General features: G+C 64.4%; 20 protein-coding genes and 1 pseudogene. 7 read left to right on the top strand and 14 right to left on the bottom strand.

The window, feature by feature from the left end; genetic code table 11:
* Nucleotides 1–82: 82 nt before the first annotated feature.
* Both ABEI27_RS01545 and ABEI27_RS01540 read right to left on the bottom strand, forming a co-directional pair.
* On the bottom strand, nucleotides 83–289 hold the full coding sequence (locus ABEI27_RS01545) for a hypothetical protein (RefSeq protein WP_375797655.1): 207 nt from the start codon (nucleotides 287–289) through the stop codon (nucleotides 83–85).
* Nucleotides 286–843, bottom strand: coding sequence for a hypothetical protein (locus ABEI27_RS01540; protein WP_375797654.1), 558 nt, complete (start codon nucleotides 841–843; stop codon nucleotides 286–288). The genes ABEI27_RS01545 and ABEI27_RS01540 overlap by 4 nt, the downstream gene beginning before the upstream one ends.
* Nucleotides 844–1,176: 333 nt before the next feature.
* Between ABEI27_RS01540 and ABEI27_RS01535 the strand changes: the two genes are divergently transcribed.
* Nucleotides 1,177–2,085: a type II CAAX prenyl endopeptidase Rce1 family protein gene (locus ABEI27_RS01535; protein ID WP_375797653.1), complete on the top strand. Its 909-nt coding sequence runs from the start codon at nucleotides 1,177–1,179 to the stop codon at nucleotides 2,083–2,085.
* A gap of 62 nt (nucleotides 2,086–2,147) precedes the next feature.
* On the opposite strand, the gene ABEI27_RS01530 is transcribed toward ABEI27_RS01535, so the two are convergent.
* Nucleotides 2,148–2,465, bottom strand: a complete 318-nt coding sequence (locus ABEI27_RS01530) for a hypothetical protein (RefSeq protein WP_375797652.1) — start codon at nucleotides 2,463–2,465, stop codon at nucleotides 2,148–2,150.
* A 1-nt stretch (nucleotide 2,466) separates the two neighbouring features.
* Nucleotides 2,467–2,808, bottom strand: coding sequence for an ArsR/SmtB family transcription factor (locus tag ABEI27_RS01525; protein WP_375797651.1), 342 nt, complete (start codon nucleotides 2,806–2,808; stop codon nucleotides 2,467–2,469).
* A 122-nt stretch (nucleotides 2,809–2,930) separates the two neighbouring features.
* On the opposite strand from ABEI27_RS01525, the gene ABEI27_RS01520 reads away from it, so the two are divergent.
* The 3 genes from ABEI27_RS01520 to ABEI27_RS01510 all read left to right on the top strand — a co-directional run bounded on the left by ABEI27_RS01520 (nucleotide 2,931) and on the right by ABEI27_RS01510 (nucleotide 5,815).
* Complete coding sequence (locus ABEI27_RS01520) at nucleotides 2,931–3,353, top strand: hypothetical protein (RefSeq protein WP_375797650.1); 423 nt, start codon at nucleotides 2,931–2,933, stop codon at nucleotides 3,351–3,353.
* Nucleotides 3,354–3,399: 46 nt separating this feature from the next.
* Nucleotides 3,400–4,941, top strand: a complete 1,542-nt coding sequence (locus ABEI27_RS01515) for a bifunctional oligoribonuclease/PAP phosphatase NrnA (RefSeq protein ID WP_375797649.1) — start codon at nucleotides 3,400–3,402, stop codon at nucleotides 4,939–4,941.
* 88 nt (nucleotides 4,942–5,029) lie between these two features.
* The gene (locus ABEI27_RS01510; RefSeq protein WP_375797648.1) at nucleotides 5,030–5,815 is read left to right on the top strand and encodes a CBS pair associated ParBc domain-containing protein; all 786 of its coding nucleotides are present in this window, start codon (nucleotides 5,030–5,032) and stop codon (nucleotides 5,813–5,815) included.
* A gap of 15 nt (nucleotides 5,816–5,830) precedes the next feature.
* Here ABEI27_RS01510 and ABEI27_RS01505 read toward each other — a convergent pair whose 3' ends face one another.
* Together ABEI27_RS01505 and ABEI27_RS01500 are read right to left on the bottom strand one after the other, a co-directional pair.
* Nucleotides 5,831–6,070, bottom strand: coding sequence for a hypothetical protein (locus tag ABEI27_RS01505; RefSeq protein ID WP_375797647.1), 240 nt, complete (start codon nucleotides 6,068–6,070; stop codon nucleotides 5,831–5,833).
* Between the two features lie 83 nt (nucleotides 6,071–6,153).
* Nucleotides 6,154–6,330: a hypothetical protein gene (locus ABEI27_RS01500; protein ID WP_375797646.1), complete on the bottom strand. Its 177-nt coding sequence runs from the start codon at nucleotides 6,328–6,330 to the stop codon at nucleotides 6,154–6,156.
* A 175-nt stretch (nucleotides 6,331–6,505) separates the two neighbouring features.
* On the opposite strand from ABEI27_RS01500, the gene ABEI27_RS01495 reads away from it, so the two are divergent.
* Entirely contained in the window at nucleotides 6,506–7,630 is a 1,125-nt protein-coding gene (locus tag ABEI27_RS01495) for a M24 family metallopeptidase (protein WP_375797645.1), read from the top strand.
* A gap of 66 nt (nucleotides 7,631–7,696) precedes the next feature.
* Here ABEI27_RS01495 and ABEI27_RS01490 read toward each other — a convergent pair whose 3' ends face one another.
* The 4 genes from ABEI27_RS01490 to ABEI27_RS01475 all read right to left on the bottom strand — a co-directional run bounded on the left by ABEI27_RS01490 (nucleotide 7,697) and on the right by ABEI27_RS01475 (nucleotide 11,854).
* The gene (locus ABEI27_RS01490) at nucleotides 7,697–8,803 is read right to left on the bottom strand and encodes a phosphotransacetylase family protein (protein ID WP_375797644.1); all 1,107 of its coding nucleotides are present in this window, start codon (nucleotides 8,801–8,803) and stop codon (nucleotides 7,697–7,699) included.
* A gap of 14 nt (nucleotides 8,804–8,817) precedes the next feature.
* The gene (locus ABEI27_RS01485; RefSeq protein WP_375797643.1) at nucleotides 8,818–10,911 is read right to left on the bottom strand and encodes an acetate--CoA ligase family protein; all 2,094 of its coding nucleotides are present in this window, start codon (nucleotides 10,909–10,911) and stop codon (nucleotides 8,818–8,820) included.
* Between the two features lie 122 nt (nucleotides 10,912–11,033).
* The gene (locus ABEI27_RS01480; protein WP_375797642.1) at nucleotides 11,034–11,498 is read right to left on the bottom strand and encodes a YbaK/EbsC family protein; all 465 of its coding nucleotides are present in this window, start codon (nucleotides 11,496–11,498) and stop codon (nucleotides 11,034–11,036) included.
* A gap of 47 nt (nucleotides 11,499–11,545) precedes the next feature.
* Nucleotides 11,546–11,854 carry a MazG nucleotide pyrophosphohydrolase domain-containing protein gene (locus tag ABEI27_RS01475; RefSeq protein ID WP_375797641.1) on the bottom strand — a complete coding sequence of 103 codons (309 nt, stop codon included), beginning with the start codon at nucleotides 11,852–11,854 and terminating at the stop codon, nucleotides 11,546–11,548.
* A gap of 153 nt (nucleotides 11,855–12,007) precedes the next feature.
* On the opposite strand from ABEI27_RS01475, the gene ABEI27_RS01470 reads away from it, so the two are divergent.
* Nucleotides 12,008–12,853, top strand: coding sequence for a ZIP family metal transporter (locus ABEI27_RS01470; protein ID WP_375797640.1), 846 nt, complete (start codon nucleotides 12,008–12,010; stop codon nucleotides 12,851–12,853).
* 18 nt (nucleotides 12,854–12,871) lie between these two features.
* On the opposite strand, the gene ABEI27_RS01465 is transcribed toward ABEI27_RS01470, so the two are convergent.
* From ABEI27_RS01465 to ABEI27_RS01450, 4 genes and pseudogenes are all read right to left on the bottom strand, one after another.
* Nucleotides 12,872–13,156: a hypothetical protein gene (locus tag ABEI27_RS01465; protein ID WP_375797639.1), complete on the bottom strand. Its 285-nt coding sequence runs from the start codon at nucleotides 13,154–13,156 to the stop codon at nucleotides 12,872–12,874.
* 109 nt (nucleotides 13,157–13,265) lie between these two features.
* Complete coding sequence (locus ABEI27_RS01460) at nucleotides 13,266–14,120, bottom strand: BCCT family transporter (protein WP_375797638.1); 855 nt, start codon at nucleotides 14,118–14,120, stop codon at nucleotides 13,266–13,268.
* Nucleotides 14,114–14,689 (bottom strand): annotated as a pseudogene (locus ABEI27_RS01455) (BCCT family transporter). Before ABEI27_RS01455 ends, ABEI27_RS01460 begins: the two are co-directional and overlap by 7 nt.
* 362 nt (nucleotides 14,690–15,051) lie before the next feature.
* Nucleotides 15,052–16,476: an MATE family efflux transporter gene (locus ABEI27_RS01450; protein ID WP_375797637.1), complete on the bottom strand. Its 1,425-nt coding sequence runs from the start codon at nucleotides 16,474–16,476 to the stop codon at nucleotides 15,052–15,054.
* A gap of 139 nt (nucleotides 16,477–16,615) precedes the next feature.
* Here ABEI27_RS01450 and ABEI27_RS01445 point away from each other — a divergent pair.
* A partial coding sequence (locus ABEI27_RS01445; protein ID WP_375797738.1) for an archaellin/type IV pilin N-terminal domain-containing protein occupies nucleotides 16,616–16,737 on the top strand: 122 nt, incomplete at its 3' end.

The following is a 16,737-nucleotide window of genomic DNA, read 5'->3' as shown; positions in this document are numbered from 1 at the left end:
GCTCCGCAATCTTCGCCGCGAACGCCTCGTTCGGCAGGTCCGGAGACTGGGGACCCTTATCGAGGAGCGTGCGAATCCGGGATCAGTGTCTGCCGAACGCGTCCGACGGAATCGAGAGCGGGAACGCGTTCGGGCGCTGTGGGGGCGTCCGCTCCGCCAGATCAGTCAGGGCCGACTGGTCGTACGAGACGGTATCGTCGTCGCTCGAGATTACCTCGCTGGCATCGCCACACCCCGCGAGCGCCGTTCCGACACCGGCGAGCACTCGCCGACGCGAGTGACTAGTCACTCCGAACCACCGCCCGTTTCTGCAGTCGACGTCGTCGTTGCGTTCGAGGTGGGGGTGACAGGCTCGAAGTGGACCATAGACGGCCGGTCGTCGCAGGAACTGCCGAACCCCATCCCGAGGCTGTTGAACGAATCCCCGGCAAGGGGCAGCCGGATTGCGACGCCGACGGTGTCTTCGGCGTCTTTCTTACACTGCACGTCTGCCGGGCGCATATCCCGACAGTACTGGGAGTCGACGCCGTCGCCTTCTTTGGAGACGCCAGTGAGCCGCAGTTCGTAGCACTCCGGAATCGGGCGAACGAGGAGTAGCACCGACTTGGACTCGAAGTCGGTTTCGCCGATAAACCGCGCGAGTTCGTCGGCTTCGGCGACGTCGCTGAACGTCGGCACGCTCTCTGCGTCGGTGAGATGTTCGTAGAAGCGGCTCCGCTCGGACTCGGAATCGCCCGCGATGAGCGCGGCTCTCGACTCGTTCCGAACCCTCGTCAGTTCGTAATTGGTGATCGGTCGGTTCTGCTGCTGAAGGTTGGCGTCCTGAGGTGTCCTGTCGGGCATACCCGAACACCCGGCTACGCCACCGAGGTTGGAGAGGGAAGAAGCCCTGAGGAACGCCCTGCGGGACCAGTTGGGCATACGTGCGCTTCGAGTGCGATGCGATGAAGTGCGTGTGTCTCCTACCGGTCGCTGCGATCCGTGAATGGTCGTCCACTTCCGATTCCGGGACCTGTAGGTCGGCTCGGCTGTATTTAGAGAGGCAACTGGACCGGCGAGACACGACCTGCATAGAGGGCGGACGGCCGCGTTAGTATTCTAAAACTGGATGACAACTTCAGCAACTGAAGCCGGCCGATGGCCCTGATATGATTATCACCCGTTTATTGGAGTGTGATGCAAGCGAACCACTCACTGCTCGCACGACTCACCAACGAACATCCGGTCGTGGTGTTTTCCGCGCTGGCGATCGGACTCTCCTGGTCGGTATGGATCGCGACGTTTTCGGTAACTGCCCCGCGGTCGGGACTAGGGATTCTGGGGATGGCCCTCGGCGCGTTCGGTCCCGGTGCCGCGGGAGCGGTCGTGACGCGCCTCCGCGGTGAATCCGTCCGGGCCTGGCTCGCCGCGGCCTTCGACTGGCGACGGCAACTCCGCTGGTACGGGCTCGCAATCGCGGTCCCGGTGGTCGGCGTCCTCGGTGTCGCTATCGTCGTCTTTTCACTCGTCGGAGTCCCTGACAGCGGTTCCCTCGGGCAACTGGCTCCGCTTTTCGCGTTCAATCTGGTGCTGGCGACGCTGTTCACCGGCGGGAACGAGGAGTTCGGATGGCGGGGATTCGCGCTCCCACACCTTCAGCGGCGGTTCAGTGCGCTCACTGCAAGCCTCCTCGTCGGTGGCGTCTGGGCGCTCTGGCACGTCCCGATGTTCGTCTACGGCGTGTACCAGCTCTCGCCAGCCATATACGCCGCCAGCGTCATTTGCTTTGCGGTGATCCTGACGTGGTACTACAACGCGTCGGACGGCTGCGTGCTCGGCGCCGTGCTGCTTCACGGGACGGTAAACGCCGCGGTGAACGTCCCCGGGCAGGCTGTCGGCGGCGCGGCGGCGGTGCCGGTCCCCTACGCGGCGATCCTGGCCGGCGTGTTCGGGGTCGTCGCTGCCCTGCTCGTCGTCCGCTACGGCCCCGAAACGCTGTCGCACCGAGAGGTCGTCCGGCCGCGCTGGACGGCGGCCCGGTCTGCTGACGGATTCGCGTCCGATCGTGCCTCCGACGGTCCACGCGCGACTGAACCGTCCGACTGACGCCGCGATCGAACCGCGATTTCGGTCCGACCCGCGTCGATTCCGCCGTGCGAAGACCTGTTTTAGTCTCGCCGCGGAGCCCACAGACCGTAGAGAATCAGTCCCAGGCCGGCGACTTCGCTGAACTGACTGATGCTGTTAACGACCGGTGCGGGAACGTTTAATACGAGAAACAGCGTGACGGCGAGGACGCCCGGAACGAACAACACCAGGACGAATCCGGCCGCGATGTACAGCATCGGGCGGCTCTGGTTCTGCCGGTACGCCGTGTAGGCGACGTAACTGATGCCTAACCCCATAAGAACGATCAGGGCCTCACTGGCCTGGCGGACGGTGCGTAGGGCGTCGAGATCGATCGGTTGGAGAACTGCGTCGAGCATACTATCTTCCCTCTACGAAGCGTGTGAACCGGTCGGCCATCCGTTCTCCACGCGATACCGTGATCTCGAAGCCGTCGTCGCTGAGGTCGAGTTCGATACCCTCCAGTTGCGTCCGGTAGAGTTTGTAGTTCTTCCCGTCGGGGACGGGCTTGATGTCCTCCGTGACGAGGTCGTACTGTCTGAGTCGTTCGAGCCGGCGGTACACCGTCGGCTCGGAGACGCCAGCGCGGTCGCTGAGTTCTGCCGCCGAACGGGGCTCTTTTTTCGCCTCGACGAGAATCGTCCGGGCACAGTCGTCACCGAGTAGGTCTGCGAGTGCCTCGGGATCTCGCACGTCGGACACGGTATCGAATCCATCTCCCGGTTTCCCAATATGCGTTGTGTCGTTTCAAGCCCCTGATTGGGTTCACTCGGTGAAGCCACGTAGAACTGTCTCCCCGCTTCGGTCTCATCTACGACGTACAAATGTCAACGAAACGATCACCAGGGTCGACGAGAATCCTCGCCGGGACGTTGCTCCGTTCCCTCGTCGTCCTGCTCACAGTCCCCACCGGCGTCGGTCCTATCGCCGGTGGCTGGATCGCCAGCCGCGGGATTCGGCGTCAAGCGCGCGCGGTCGTCGCCGCCGCGGTAGCCGGGCTTCTCGGCGTGTCGCTCTGGACGGTGACCGTGTGGCTCGCCGTCCGGGGTGCCATCGATCCGGCGGGGTATCACGAGGGGATCGTTCACATCGGCATTCGGACAGCGTCTCCCGGGAGGTTCGTGCGGTGGCAAGAGATTGGAGTGACTCTCGTTCCGACGGTGACGGTCGCCGCGCTCTCTGTCGCCGGAGGAATCCTCGCTGCACTCTCCGATAGCCATCCCCGGACCCGTCGTGGCGACGGGTAGCCGACGGGTCGGCAGGGTTTTTATATCCGAGTCCGGATATCGGGGTATGCAACGCCGGTTGGTCCTCGGGTGCGGATCGACCGCACGCAGGACGGTCAAACGCCTCGCCGAGTGGCCCGGCGACCTGACGATCATCGCTGGCAACGACTGCACGTTGCCGGATGGGCTCGGGAACAGCGTGGAGGTCGTGCGACGTTCGCCGGACGCCCCGGACGCGTACCCGTCCGAGGTGGATCTCGTCTACGTCGCGAGCGGCGACGATGCCACCAACGCCGCCGCGGCCGAGTGCGCCCGAGAACGCTTCCCTGACGCGAAGATCGTCGGACTCCTGAGTGGTGATGCCGACCACGAATCGCGGGTACGGTTCAGTCGGGCGGTCGATCACTTCGTTGACGCGCGGCTCGCACTGCTGAATCGCCTCAACGACCTCACGCACGGACCGGGAGCCGGCCGGCTCCAGCGGTTGTTTGCGACACTCCGCGACATCGAGGGCCCGCTGGCCGTGGTGATGCACGACAACCCCGACCCTGACGCGATCGCCAGCGCGCTCGCACTCACGCGCGTGGCCTCCCGCGCCGGACTCGACGCAGACGCGTGTTACTTCGGCGAGATCTCACATCAGGAGAACCGCGCGCTCGTGAACCTTCTGGATCTCGACCTCGTGGAACTCGACGACGGAACGTCGATCGACGACTACGGCGGGGTCGCGCTGGTCGATCACTCTCGGCCCGGCATCAACGACGGACTCCCCGAGGAAACGCCGATCGACATCGTCGTCGATCACCACCCGCCGCGGGCCCACGTGGAGGCGCAGTTCGTCGATCTCCGACGGGACATCGGCGCCACCAGCACGCTCCTGTCGGATTATCTCCGACGCGCCGGAATCGACCCAGAGGAGACGCTGGGCACGGCACTGCTGTTCGGAATCCGAGTCGATACGGACGACTTCACTCGTGAAGTCACGACGACCGACTTCGAGGCCGCCGCCTGGTTGCTCACTCACGCCGACCTCGAGATGCTGGAACGCGTCGAGTCACCCAGTATGACCCCCGCTGTCGTGGAAACGCTCGCCCGGGCGATCAAGAACCGCGACGTGCGCGGCGACGCGCTGGTGACGAACGTCGGGGCGATCAGCGACCGCGACGCCCTCGCGCAGGCGGCCGACCGGATCCTGAATATGGAGGGGATCAAGATCGCCGTCGTCTACGGGTTCACCGACGGAACGGTGTACGTCTCCGGTCGGGCCCGGGGCACCGACATCGACCTCGGAGAGACGCTCAGAGATGCCCTCGACGCCATCGGCAGTGCGGGGGGGCACGCCGATATGGCTGGCGGACAGATCCCCATCGGCATCCTCGCAGAAGCGGCGGAGGATTCCGCCGAACAACTGCAGGCCATCATCACGGACGTGATCGCCGGTCGGCTCTTCGAGACGCTCGAAGACGCGACGACGCTCCTCGACGCCGGCGACGACGAGACCGACTGGACGGTCGAGTTCCCGCTCGAGGGGCACGGTGGTAAGCGGGCCGGAGCTGAGCTTCCGAGTGGTGGCAGTGCGATAGACGGTCCCGAGGAACCGCACCAGTGACCGGTGCCCTGGGCGACACAGAGGCGAAGGGACACTGCCAGTTGCGACGAGGAATACGCTTTTGCGCGGCCGCCGCGTATCGCCGACAATGAGCGGAAGACCGAAAGTCAAGGAGTATATGACTCGCGAGGTGCAGACCGTCTCGATGGACGATACGGTCGCTGACGTCGCTCGCCGGATCATCGAAAGCGACGGTCACAATGGCTTTCCGGTCTCAGATGGCCGCAAGGTCGAGGGCTTCATCACGGCCCGGGACCTACTCGTAGTCGACGACGAGGATCCGGTATTCACCGTAATGACCGAGGACATCATCGTCGCCGACCCGGATATGAACGTCATCGACGCCGCGCGCGTGATCCTCCGATCGGGCATCCAGAAGCTTCCGGTCGTGGACGACGCCGACAATCTCGTCGGGATCATCTCCAGCACTGACGTCGTTCGCTCACAGATCGAGCGCGCGACCCCGGAGAAGGTCGGGAAGTTGATGCGGACGCTCGAGAAGATCCACGACACTACCGTCCACCAGGAGCCTCGGGTCGTCGAACTCGACGAGTTGACCCCCACACAGGCTCGCGTCTACGCAGACGAACTTGAAGGACGACAGTACGAGCTCGAACGTGGCCTCGCGGAACCGCTCGTGGTCATCGACAACGGCGGCTCACTGCTTCTCGCCGACGGCCATCACCGCGTAATGGCGGCCTACCAATTGGGCATCGACGAGATGGACGCCTCGGTCATCGTGCTCGACGAGACCGTCGAACTGGGAATGCAGCGCACTGCCGAAAAGGAGGGTCTCGAATCGATCAGCGACATCGAGGTGGCCGACTACGCCCGGCATCCGTTGATCGAGACGACGCAGCGGCTACAGGAGTGACCGGGAGCGGACTCCTCACTGGGCGTCGGACTCGCTTACGACTTCGCCTTTCCACGTTTCAAGCAGCGATACAGCCGCCTCGTCGTCGTCGACGCGTTCGCGGCGGTAACCGCTCCCTTCTGGAGCCTGCTGCAGGCGGTCGAGCCTGACGACCCAGGTTCCGTCGGGACGATGTCGCCGTCGCAGCGTCGCGTACCCGTCCTCACGAGTCCATTCTATGAGGCCCTCTTCCTCTCGCGTTCGTGTCCAGTCCATACAGGGTGTATCGGCTCAACGGGGCCTGTATGTTCCGGTCTCCCCGGCTAACGACGGTCCAGAGCGAACGGGACTAGGGCTCCTCAGTCGGCGGCCTCTGGTCCGGCTGCTTCGGCGGCTTCGATGATTGCGAGGGGACCCGTGCGTGCCAAGCACTCGGGACACTGTGGATAGCCCAAGTCGTCGTACTGGACCGATTCGGCCGGGAGTTCGGCTCCACACGCAGCGCACTCAAAGAACGTTGTCCAGTCGAATTCCATAGGTTGACTTAGGAAGCATCCGTTATAATTAATCACTCATTATACCGCCAACACGGCCCGAACGCGGGTGGTCAGACGCGCGGCTGACGTTGGTATGACTGCTGACTGACGGGCGTCGGGTGTGGCCGAATGACGTTCGACAACCTTCTTGTGCGCCTGCGTGAACGCACTACGTGTGAATCCGTACGAGCGCCGCACTGAGGCGGTCCAAGCAGCGTTGGCCGACAGTGACGTGGAAGCACTGATCTGTGTCCCCGGCCGTTCTCTCCAGTACCTCACAGGGTTCGCTGACGAGCAGCGCGAACGGCACCTCTTTCTCACAGTGCCTGCCGACGGCGACGCGACGTTCTTCGCCCCCGAACTGTACGAATCACAACTCCGCTCGACCACCTGGGTCCGGAAGCTACGCACCTGGGGCGACGCCGGGGACCCGGTGGCGGGGCTCGCGGGGCTCTTCGATGACATCGGCATTTCGGCCGCACCGCGACTCCTGGTTGACGACCGAATGTGGGCGACGTTCACGCAGGATCTCCGATCTGTTCGGCCCGAGGCCGAGTTCGGTCTCGCAGGCGACGTTCTGGCCGACCTCCGAATCCGGAAGGACGAGGCGGAGCTGGAGGCGCTCAGGGCCGCCGCGCGGGCGGCCGATTCGGCGATGGAGCGCGTCCGTGCGCTGGGCTCTGACGCGGTCGGGATGACCGAAGCAGAACTCGCCGCTCGTATCGAGTCGTTCCTCGCCGACGCCGGCGGCGATGGCGTCTCCTTCGAGACGATCGTCGGCTCCGGGCCGCACGGCGCGATGCCGCACCACACGCACGGCGAGCGACGGATCGAGGCTGGTGATCCGGTCGTTCTCGATTTCGGGACGCGCGTCGACGGGTACGCGAGCGACCAGACGCGCACCGTGGTCTTCGACGGCGATCCGGGCGCGCAGTTCCGCGAGGTGCACGCGGTCGTCAACGAAGCGCAGGCGACTGCCGTCGATACCGTCGAACCCGGAGTCACTGCATCGGCGATCGACGAGGCGGCCCGTTCAGTGATCGAAAACGCCGGGTACGGCGATGCGTTCGTCCACCGGACTGGCCACGGCGTCGGTCTCGACGTCCACGAGGATCCCTACATCGTGGGCGACAACGACCGGGAACTGCAACCGGGGATGGTGTTCAGCGTCGAACCGGGGATCTACCTCGACGGTGCGTTCGGCGTCCGGATCGAGGACCTCGTAGTCGTGACTGAGGGCGGATCTGAGCGACTGAACCAGACGCCGAGAGGGTGGGAGCCGAACCCGACCGGCGAGTAGTGTTGATTGCGTCGACCTCCGGCAGTGACCCGGAGAGAATGCCCACTCCGAACATCGTTACCCTGTTCAGACGTCGCTGTCGCCGTCGGCCTCGGTCTCCTCTATCGATGGCGAACCGAGCAGCGCGTCCACGTCGACGTGGTCGTTGAGGAGGTCGCGCATCCGGTCGATGGTCTCAGCGTCGCGAGCGCGACCGGTATTGACGACCTCTTCGGCGCGGTCGACGACCGAGAGCGTGTCGCCAGTGGCCAAGAAGACCGGCACGCCCTTCTCCTCGGCGTTCCCGAGGACGGCCGGCGTCGGCCGGTGTCCCCCGGTGAGAATGATGGCGACGACTCCCGGTGCTTCGAGCGCCGCAGTGACGATCTCCGATCGATCGCCGCCGGTGATGACCGCGGCGTTCTTTGTCCGGCGGAAGTATCGCAGTGCGGCGTCGCCGCCCATCGCGCCGACGAGGAAACGCTCGACGTAGCCGTCGCGGTCACCGGCGACGAGATCCTCTGCGCCCAGTTCGGCGGCGAGCGCGTCGACGGTGACGCCCGCGAGGTCGCGCTCGCGTGAGACCACGCCGATCACGGGCACGTCGCGACGCTCGAGGAACGGGACGACCTCCTGTTCGAGTTCGTCGAACGCGGCGTCAGCGACGCCGTTGAAGAGGACGCCGGCGAGGCGGTCCCCGAACGCGTCGGCGGCGACGAGCACGTCGTCGACGCTGTTGGGCTGTTCGTAGCCGGCGACGAGCAGGACGCTGGCGTCGAGTCGGGCGGCGATGTCGGGATCGGTCAACTCGACGATGCCGCCGGTGGCCCACGAACCGCCGCCTTCGACGAGCATCAGGTCTGTATCAGCGGCGAGAGTCCCGAAGTGTTCCTCGACGATGCCACCGAGTTCTTCGGGGTCCTCTTGACCCCTGATCGCGCCGTCGATGAACGTCGGCGAGTAGACGATCGGTTCCATCTGGTGCATCTCGCTGTCGAGATCCAGTAGTTCTCTCGCGAGCATCGGATCCTCGTCGAGCGTCTTGCCGACGTTCGACTGGAGGCGGGTGCCCTTGGGTTTCATATAGCCCACCGAGAGGCCGCGCTCCTGCGCCAGGCGGCCGAGCGCGAGCGTGACTGCCGTCTTGCCGGTGCTTTCCTCCATCGAGGTGACGAGTAGGGTGTTGGTGTGCATGTGTGGGTCCTCCGTCAGAGTCGATCGGGGTCGACGGTGAGCCGTACGTCGACGGCGGAGACGCCGTCGGGGGCGGCCACCAGTGGGTTGATGTCCAGTTCCAAGATCGCCGGGAAATCGGTTACGAGTTGTGAGAGCCGCTGGATCGTCTCGACGACGCCGTCGATATCGACCGGATCACGGCCGCGTGCCCCCCGCAGGAGCGGAGCGGCGTCGATCTCGTCGGTCATCGCCGCGGCCTCGGGCCGGGAGACGGGCGCGACGCGAAACGTGGTATCCTCGAGCGTCTCGACGAAGATGCCACCCAGACCGAAGAGTAAGAGCGGCCCGAACTGCGGGTCGCGGTTCACGCCGACGATCGTCTCGACGCCGGTGTCGAGATCGACCATCTCCTGGACCTGGACGCCGATGATCGTCGCATCCGGCTGATAGTTGCGAGCCCGCGAGACCAGATCCTCGTAGGCGTCGTAAACGTTCTCGTGAGAGACGCCAACTTTGACGCCGCCGATGTCCGATTTGTGCAGGATGTCGGGGCTCACGATCTTCATCACCACGTCGCCATCGATCCCCTCGGCGATCTCCAGTGCGTCCGTGGGTGCGTCCACGATGCTGCCCTCGGGTGTCTCGATCCCGTACGCGTCGAGCAACTCCATCGCCTCGACGCCGAGCCGGGTGTCCGCTCGATCCTCGACGGCGGAGAGAATCTCCCGTGCGCGCTCTCGGTCGACGTCGAACTCGGTCGGCTCTTGGTACTCGCGCGTCGAGATGTCGCGGAACTGCGAGAGCGCGTCCAGCCCGCCGACCGCCCGCGCGGGGTCGAAGTAGTTCGGGATCCCCGCCTCACCGAGCGCGTTCTCCGCCGCATCGACGCGCGCGCCGCCCATAAAACAGGCTGCGACCGGTTTGCCGTGTTGCTCCTGCAGCGCGACGGTGTCCTCGGCCAGCGCCTCGTAATCGAGGACCGCCGTCGGACAGGCGAGGACGATGACGCTCCCGACGTTCTCGTCGGCGAGGGCGACGTCGACCGCGTCGCGGAACCGCTCGTTGTCCGCGTCGCCGACGACGTCGACGGGGTTGTAGACGTTGCCACCCGCCGGCAGCGTCTCCCGGAAGGCGTCGAGCGTCTCTTCACTGAAGGACGCCATCGAGAGCCGCGAGTCGCCGATGGCGTCGGTGGTCATCACGCCCGGGCCACCGGCGTTAGTGATCACCGCGACGCCGTCGCGCTCCGGGACGGGCTGGCTTTCGAGAACGCGAGCGGCGTCGAAGAGTTCCTGAACCGACTCCGCGCGGATGACGCCGGCCTGATCGAGACCCGCCTCGTACGCCTCGTCGGAGCCGGCGATAGTGCCGGTGTGGCTCGAGGCCGCTTGCGCCCCGGCGTCAGTTCGACCGGACTTCACGAGTACGATCGGCGTCTCCTGGGTGACTTCACGGGCGGTTTCGATGAACCGCTGTCCGTTGTCGATGCCCTCGAGATATCCGATGATCACGTCGGTCGCAGCGTCGTCACCCCACGACTCGACGAAATCGGATTCGTCGAGAACGGCCTTGTTGCCGAGCGATACCACGTCTTTGAAGCCGATACCCTGCTCGTTGGCCCAGTCGAGGACGGCTGTGATGAACGCGCCCGACTGGCTCATAAAAGACATCCGCCCCGACTCGGCGTCTTCGGGGCCGAAACTGGCATTCATACCGACCGGTGTCGACATAATGCCGAGACTGTTCGGGCCGACCAGGTCGATGTCGTACGATTCGGCGACCGCGCGGAGTTCCTGCTCGCGGGCGGCGCCGTCGCTGCCGGTCTCGCCGAAGCCCGCAGTGATGACCACCACGCTCCGAATCCCGGCCTCGCCGGCCTCGCGGACAGCGTCGACCGCGATCTCTGGCGGGACGACCACCACCGCGAGGTCGGCGTCGGTCTCCCCTACCCCGTCGAAGGCAGTGCGGTCGAAGACCGCCTCCCTGCTCGGATTCACGGGCACGACCTCACCGACGTACGAGTCGATGAGGTTCTCCATAATGGCCCGTCCGACGGAGCCCTCGCGATCGGTCGCGCCCACGACGGCGATGCGCTCGGGCGCGAACAACTCGGATAGCTCTGCCATCGTCCGGACCTACTCCGCCTCGGTGCTTAAATCCAGCCTTCGTGTACTCGGTTTCGAGTTATCGATCATTCGCAATTCGATCGTCACCGATTGCTGGCAGTCTCACGGGCTCTGATGTCGGATCAGACGGCCGCGACCGTCCCGTCGGTGAGTTCGACGAGGTCGTCCGGGGCGATTGGGAAGACCGCCGTGGGCGCGCCGGCGGCCGCCCAGACCGTCTCGTGGGTCAGGAGCGTCTCGTCGACGTAGACCGGAAGCGCCGTATCGTGACAGAACGGCGGCACGCCACCGACCGACCACCCTAAGATGTCCTTGATCGCCTCGGGATCAGCCATCGAGACGGACTCGGCATCGAGATGTGAGGCGAGTTCTGCCTCGCTCACGCGGTTCGCGCCGCTGGTCACGACGACGACGAGGTCGCCACCTGCGGCGAAGACCAGACTACTCGCGATCTGTCCGATCGCGCAACCGATTGCCTCGGCGGCGTCCGCAGCAGTCTCGGTCCCTTCTGGGAAGCTTTCGATCGTGAGATCGAGGCCATATCGATCGCGCACTCGGTCGCGAAACTCGCGGGCTCGCGGGTGCATACACGCTTACTCCGTGTCTATCGTCAAGAGTACTTCGCCGTGGGTTATCACTCCCCGGATCCCGGCAATCCCTCGTCCTCGATCCGAGTTTCGTACTTGCGGAGCGATTCGTCGAGCGCCGCCCCAGCGTCGATGTCGAGTTCCTCTGCCAACGCGAGGAGGGCGAACAGCGCATCACCCAACTCGTCACGCTGTACCGACAGTGCATCGGGGTCGGATCCGTATTTGCTGGAAGTTGTCGCATCCGCGGCCAGTTCGCCCACCTCCGCGGTCAGATCCAGCAACCGATACGCTGGCGGGGCGTGGAGATCCTTCTCGTCGAGAAACGCGGCGACGCGTCGCTGGCTGTCGAGCATCGTTCGTCCATCTGTTTCGCTCACGCAAAGTATTTTGTATCTGAAACGAAATCCCCCCGAACGCCGCTGAGCGGCTCCTCCGACTGATTTAGGTTAGCCAAAAATGATAAGCGAAATGAAATATTTATACGCGTTCGTCGTCTATTTCCGACTATGGTGGCGCTCGGAGCCTTCGTCTTCGTTTTCGTCGCAGGGTTCATCACGGCGCTCGCCACCGGACTGGGAGCGCTGCCGTTCTTTTTCATCTCGGACGTGAGCGACCGCTGGAACGTCACGTTGTGGGGAATCGCCTCGGGGATTATGCTCTCGGCGTCGGTGTTCGGACTGGTACTCGAGGCCCTCGGCGCGTACATCAGCGTCTCGCTGTCGGGGGTGTCGATCGGAGCGGTTCCGCAGCGCCAACTCGTCCTCTTGACGATTGGATTACTCGCGGGAGTCGTGCTGGTCTACATCGCCCACGATCTCATCGAGGCCGCAGAGGTCGATCCCCGGCAGTACGAGGAGGCTGATTTCAAGAAATTGATCCTTATTCTCGGGGTCCTGACGGTTCATTCGTTCCCCGAAGGCGTCGCCGTCGGCGTCTCTTTCGCCGATCTCGGTCTGGAGGGGGGAGCAGAACTGTTCGGGTTCGTCGTCCCGCTCTTGGCGATCTTTATGACCATCGCGATCTCGATCCATAACATCCCCGAGGGGATTGCAATCTCGATCCCGCTGCGCTCGATGGGTGTCGGCAACTGGAAACTCGTCTGGTGGTCGGTCTTCTCCAGTCTGCCGCAACCGGTCGGCGCAGTACTCGCGTTCTACTTCGTCCGCGTAGCGCGGCAGTTCCTTCCTGCGGGGTTCGGCTTCGCCGCCGGAGCGATGATCTATCTGGTGCTTTCGGAGTTCATTCCTGAGGCGCTCGAAGCCGGAAAAGGGCTTCCCGGTGGCGGCCGGCGGGAGTTGCTCGCTGGCGTCGCCGCGGGCGTGATCGCGATGGTGCCCCTCGCGTTCATTTGATCAGGACAGTCGACAGCCTCAGTGGCTGTGACCCATCGCCTCTTCGAGCGGGACGCCGAAGCGCTCCTCGAAGATTTCCTCCATCTTTCCGTTCAGCGCGTCGAGATCCGCCGGCGTCTCGCCCTGACTGTGGTGCACGACGGCGTGCGCCTGCTGGGCGAACGACTGGATGAGGAGGTCGCCGACGACGGCCGTGGACGACTCGCCCTGCTCTGTGAAGACGTCGGCGAGCCCCTCGGGGAGTTCGAGCTTCTCGACGTCGCCGTTCGGCGCTTCGATCGTATAGGTCTCGGTATCGACCATACGCCACCTGTGGTGGCTCGACATAAGGCTCTGTGGGACTCGACCGCGAACCGCACCAACGCGTCCGTGTCGATCAGAGTCAGACGGTGTCGGTCTGTGACCGACCGCCTCAGTCGTCGTCGGTCGTCGAGGCCGACACCGCCGCGGCGTCGTTCGACTCTGTCACCGACGGACCCGGACTCAGTTCAGACGAGAGCAGCGGTGAGACCGACTGGAACTCCAGTATCATTCCGGCGATGCCGGCGACCGAGATGAGCGCGAACCGGAGGCCGGTGATGATGGCCGAGGAACGGAGGGCGTCGATGCCGCCGCCGACGATGAGTAGCGACGCGAGACCACCCCACAGTCCGCTCCAGATCAGCCGATCGACCGTCGAGGGGTGCTCCTTACCACCGGCCGTGAGCATCCCAAGCGCCAGCGTCGAGGAGTCCGCCGACGTGACGAAGAACGTACCCACGAGCAGCTTTAACACCGCCGAGAGGACGCCGCCGAACGGAAGCGACCCGAACAGCGGGAATCGCGAGACGGAGACACCGTACTGGTCAACCGTCTGGAATATCGGCACGATGTTGTTGCGCTCGAAAAAAATGCCGCTCCCGCCCATCGAGAGGAACCACGGAATCGTGGAAGCCGTCGCCCCGATGAGGGCCGTCGCAACGACCTGTCGGATCGTCCGCCCCCTGGAAATGCGGGCGACGAACAACCCGCCGAAGGGCGCCCACGAGAACACCCAGGCCCAGTAGAACACCGTCCAGTTACCGACCCACTCGCCGGTTCCCGTCGCGTTAGTGTAGAGGCTCATCCAGAGGAACTCTCCGAAGTAACTCCCGACGGCCTGGAGCCCGGTGTTCATACTGTAGTTCGTCGGACCGAGTAGGAACGTCGCGGCCGCCAAGGCGGCGAAGACAGCCGTACTGAACAGTGATACGCGCGCGATGCCTTTCTTTACGCCGAGGGTTACCAAGACGGTGAGGGCGACTTCAGACCGGTGATCACGGGCACGGTTCCAGCGTCCCCGAGTGAGACACCGGCCGTGTCCTCCAGCCCGGTGAGGAACTGTCTGCCGACGAAGCCGAGGGTCGTGGCGATGCCGCCGATCGTCGCGAAGACCACGAGGACGTCGATCGTCTTCGCCCAGAAGCCGTCGAGATTGTCGACGCCGACGAACGGCGCGATGAGCGTCGAGACACGCATCGGCGCGTCTCTGCGGAACGCGTAGTACGCGCTCGGCAGCGCGACGATCAGAGACGGCACCCAGCAGGAGATGCCTCAGCGAAAGAGCGTATACTGGATTGCTCCGATAGCCGCCGCTGGTGTGCGAGGATCGGTGCCGATCAACGGCGGTACCGTCTCGTAGTGTGCGAGCGCTTCTGCCGGTCCCCAGAACACGATGCCAGCCGCGATACCCGCGGAGAACATCATCGAGAAGAACGACAGAAGACTGAACTCCGGATCCTCGTTCGGCTTGCCGAGTTTGATGCCACCCCAGCGGCCGAACATCAGCCAGAGGCTGAACGTCACCATCAGTAACATCGCACTGACGCACACCCACATAACCTCCGTCCAGAGGTACTCGTATATAATAGCGTTTGCACCTGATTGCACGTCTGATCGCACGCAGTCGTGCGATCGAGTGAGCGAAGACTTGCAAACGCTACTATACAAGCGATATCGAGAACCCGACCCCGAACATCACGGAGTCGAGTTCGTCCACGAATCGTCTCAGGCTCTCGCCTCCCGTACGCATACACCAAACACGGCTCGTGTAGTACGTGATCAAATATGATACTACGCGGTTCCCCCTTTCAAACACCCGAGCGAATCATCGGATCGAGACACGCGCTCACGCCGGGATGTCCACCGACTCACCGCCTCCCAAACCGTGGGGCCGAGGGTCAGTCGCTCGGGTCGGGACGGTAGCCGCGGCTGACGGCCTTCCAGCGGTTCGTGCGGAACCGCCAGAGATTGACCGCCATCGGAACCACCTTTTCAGCCAACAGCGCCGCAAGGAGGCCGGTAATCCCGATCGCCGGGACGACCGTTCCGAGCCACGCAACCGGGAGTGCGACGAGGTAGAGTCCCGCCAGCGCCGAGAGGAAGGGAATCCGAGTATCGCCCGCACCTCGGAGTGCGCCGGTCACCGAGCCGTCGACACCGAGTGCGATCACACTGATGGCTGCCACGCGGACGAACTGCGCCGACAACGCCTGATTTGCGGGGTCGTCGACGAAGATTCCGGCGATCGGATCGGCGAACCCGATAACTGCGACGGTGACGACGACGTAGATCAACAGCGAGAGTTTGACGATTCCCCACCCGTAGGCTTCGGCTTCGGACTCGCCGCCGGAACCGAGTTCCTGGCCGACGAGCGTCGAGGACGCAATCGAGAAGCCCCAGGTGAAACTCCCCATCAGTTCCCGCACCTGACGGCCGACGCCAATGGCCGCAACCGCGACGGGACCGAACGTCGCCGCGATGGCAAGCAGCGGGAAAACGACGAGGCCCTGCGCGGCACGTCGGGCGATGAGCGGGGCGGAGACGCTCGCGAGTTGTCGGAACAGTTCCCGATCGAAGAACGGCCCCGAGAGCGTGAGCGGGACGGGACTCGCTCCGCGGCCGCGGACGTACGAGCGTCCCGTCATCCCCCACGTGAACACTACTGTCACGAGCCCCGTCGACACCGCCGTGCCTAGGGCCGCCCCAGCCACGCCCATATCGAGTCCGACAACGAAGGTGGCCGAGAGGGCGATGTTCGCCACCGCTCCGCCGGCCCGGACCGCCATCGGCGTTACCGTATCGCCCACGCCGGCGTACGTCCGACTGGCGATCAGGTTCAGATACTCGAAGAAGAGTCCCGGCGCGACCACGGCGAGGTAGGTCGCCCCGTAGCCGATACTCTCTGCGTCGCCACCGAGGAGGGATACCAGTGGCTCGGCTCCGAGGCCGAAGAACGCGACGACCGGTATGCCGGTCAGAACCGAGAGGACGACGGCCAACCGGACGACGGCGGCCGCGCGGTCGTCGTCGCCGCCGCCGTAGTTCTGCGAGACCAGCGCCACGGTCCCACCGGCTAGACCGATCGCGAGGAACTTCGCGACCATCCAGAACGCGCTCGCGAGCGTTAACCCCGCGACGGCCGTGGGTCCGATGACCAGACCCACCAGCGCGAGATCGACTGTCCGCTTGGACATAATGGCGAAGCCAGTGACGACCCGGGGCCACGCTAAATCGACGGTGTCGTGAAAGTGTGGCTCCCGGATCACGCCTGCGGCGGCCAGTGCTCGCGCGATGGACGACTCGATGCGCTGGGGACGGGACACATCTGTAACAAGCACCGCCGGTGGCTAAGGGATTCCGTTCTCCGCTGAGCTGGTCACACAGATACATTATCAACGTTGATATTATTGACAGCACGCTTATATGATGTGGGGGAGAACCCAGAGTAGGGAGTCAGACACAATGGAATTGAAGAACCTCTTTACAGACGATTCGGCAGTAAGTCCAGTCATCGGCGTTATCCTGATGGTCGCGATCACCGTCATCCTCGCGGCCGTCATCGGAACGTTCGTGCTCAACCTCGG

The sequence above is a fragment of the Halobellus sp. genome (genome assembly GCF_042218505.1).
In the GTDB taxonomy this organism is placed as follows: Archaea; Halobacteriota; Halobacteria; order Halobacteriales; family Haloferacaceae; genus Haloquadratum.
Note: the sequence above shows the minus strand (reverse complement) of the source record. Positions and strands in the feature narration are given on the sequence as shown.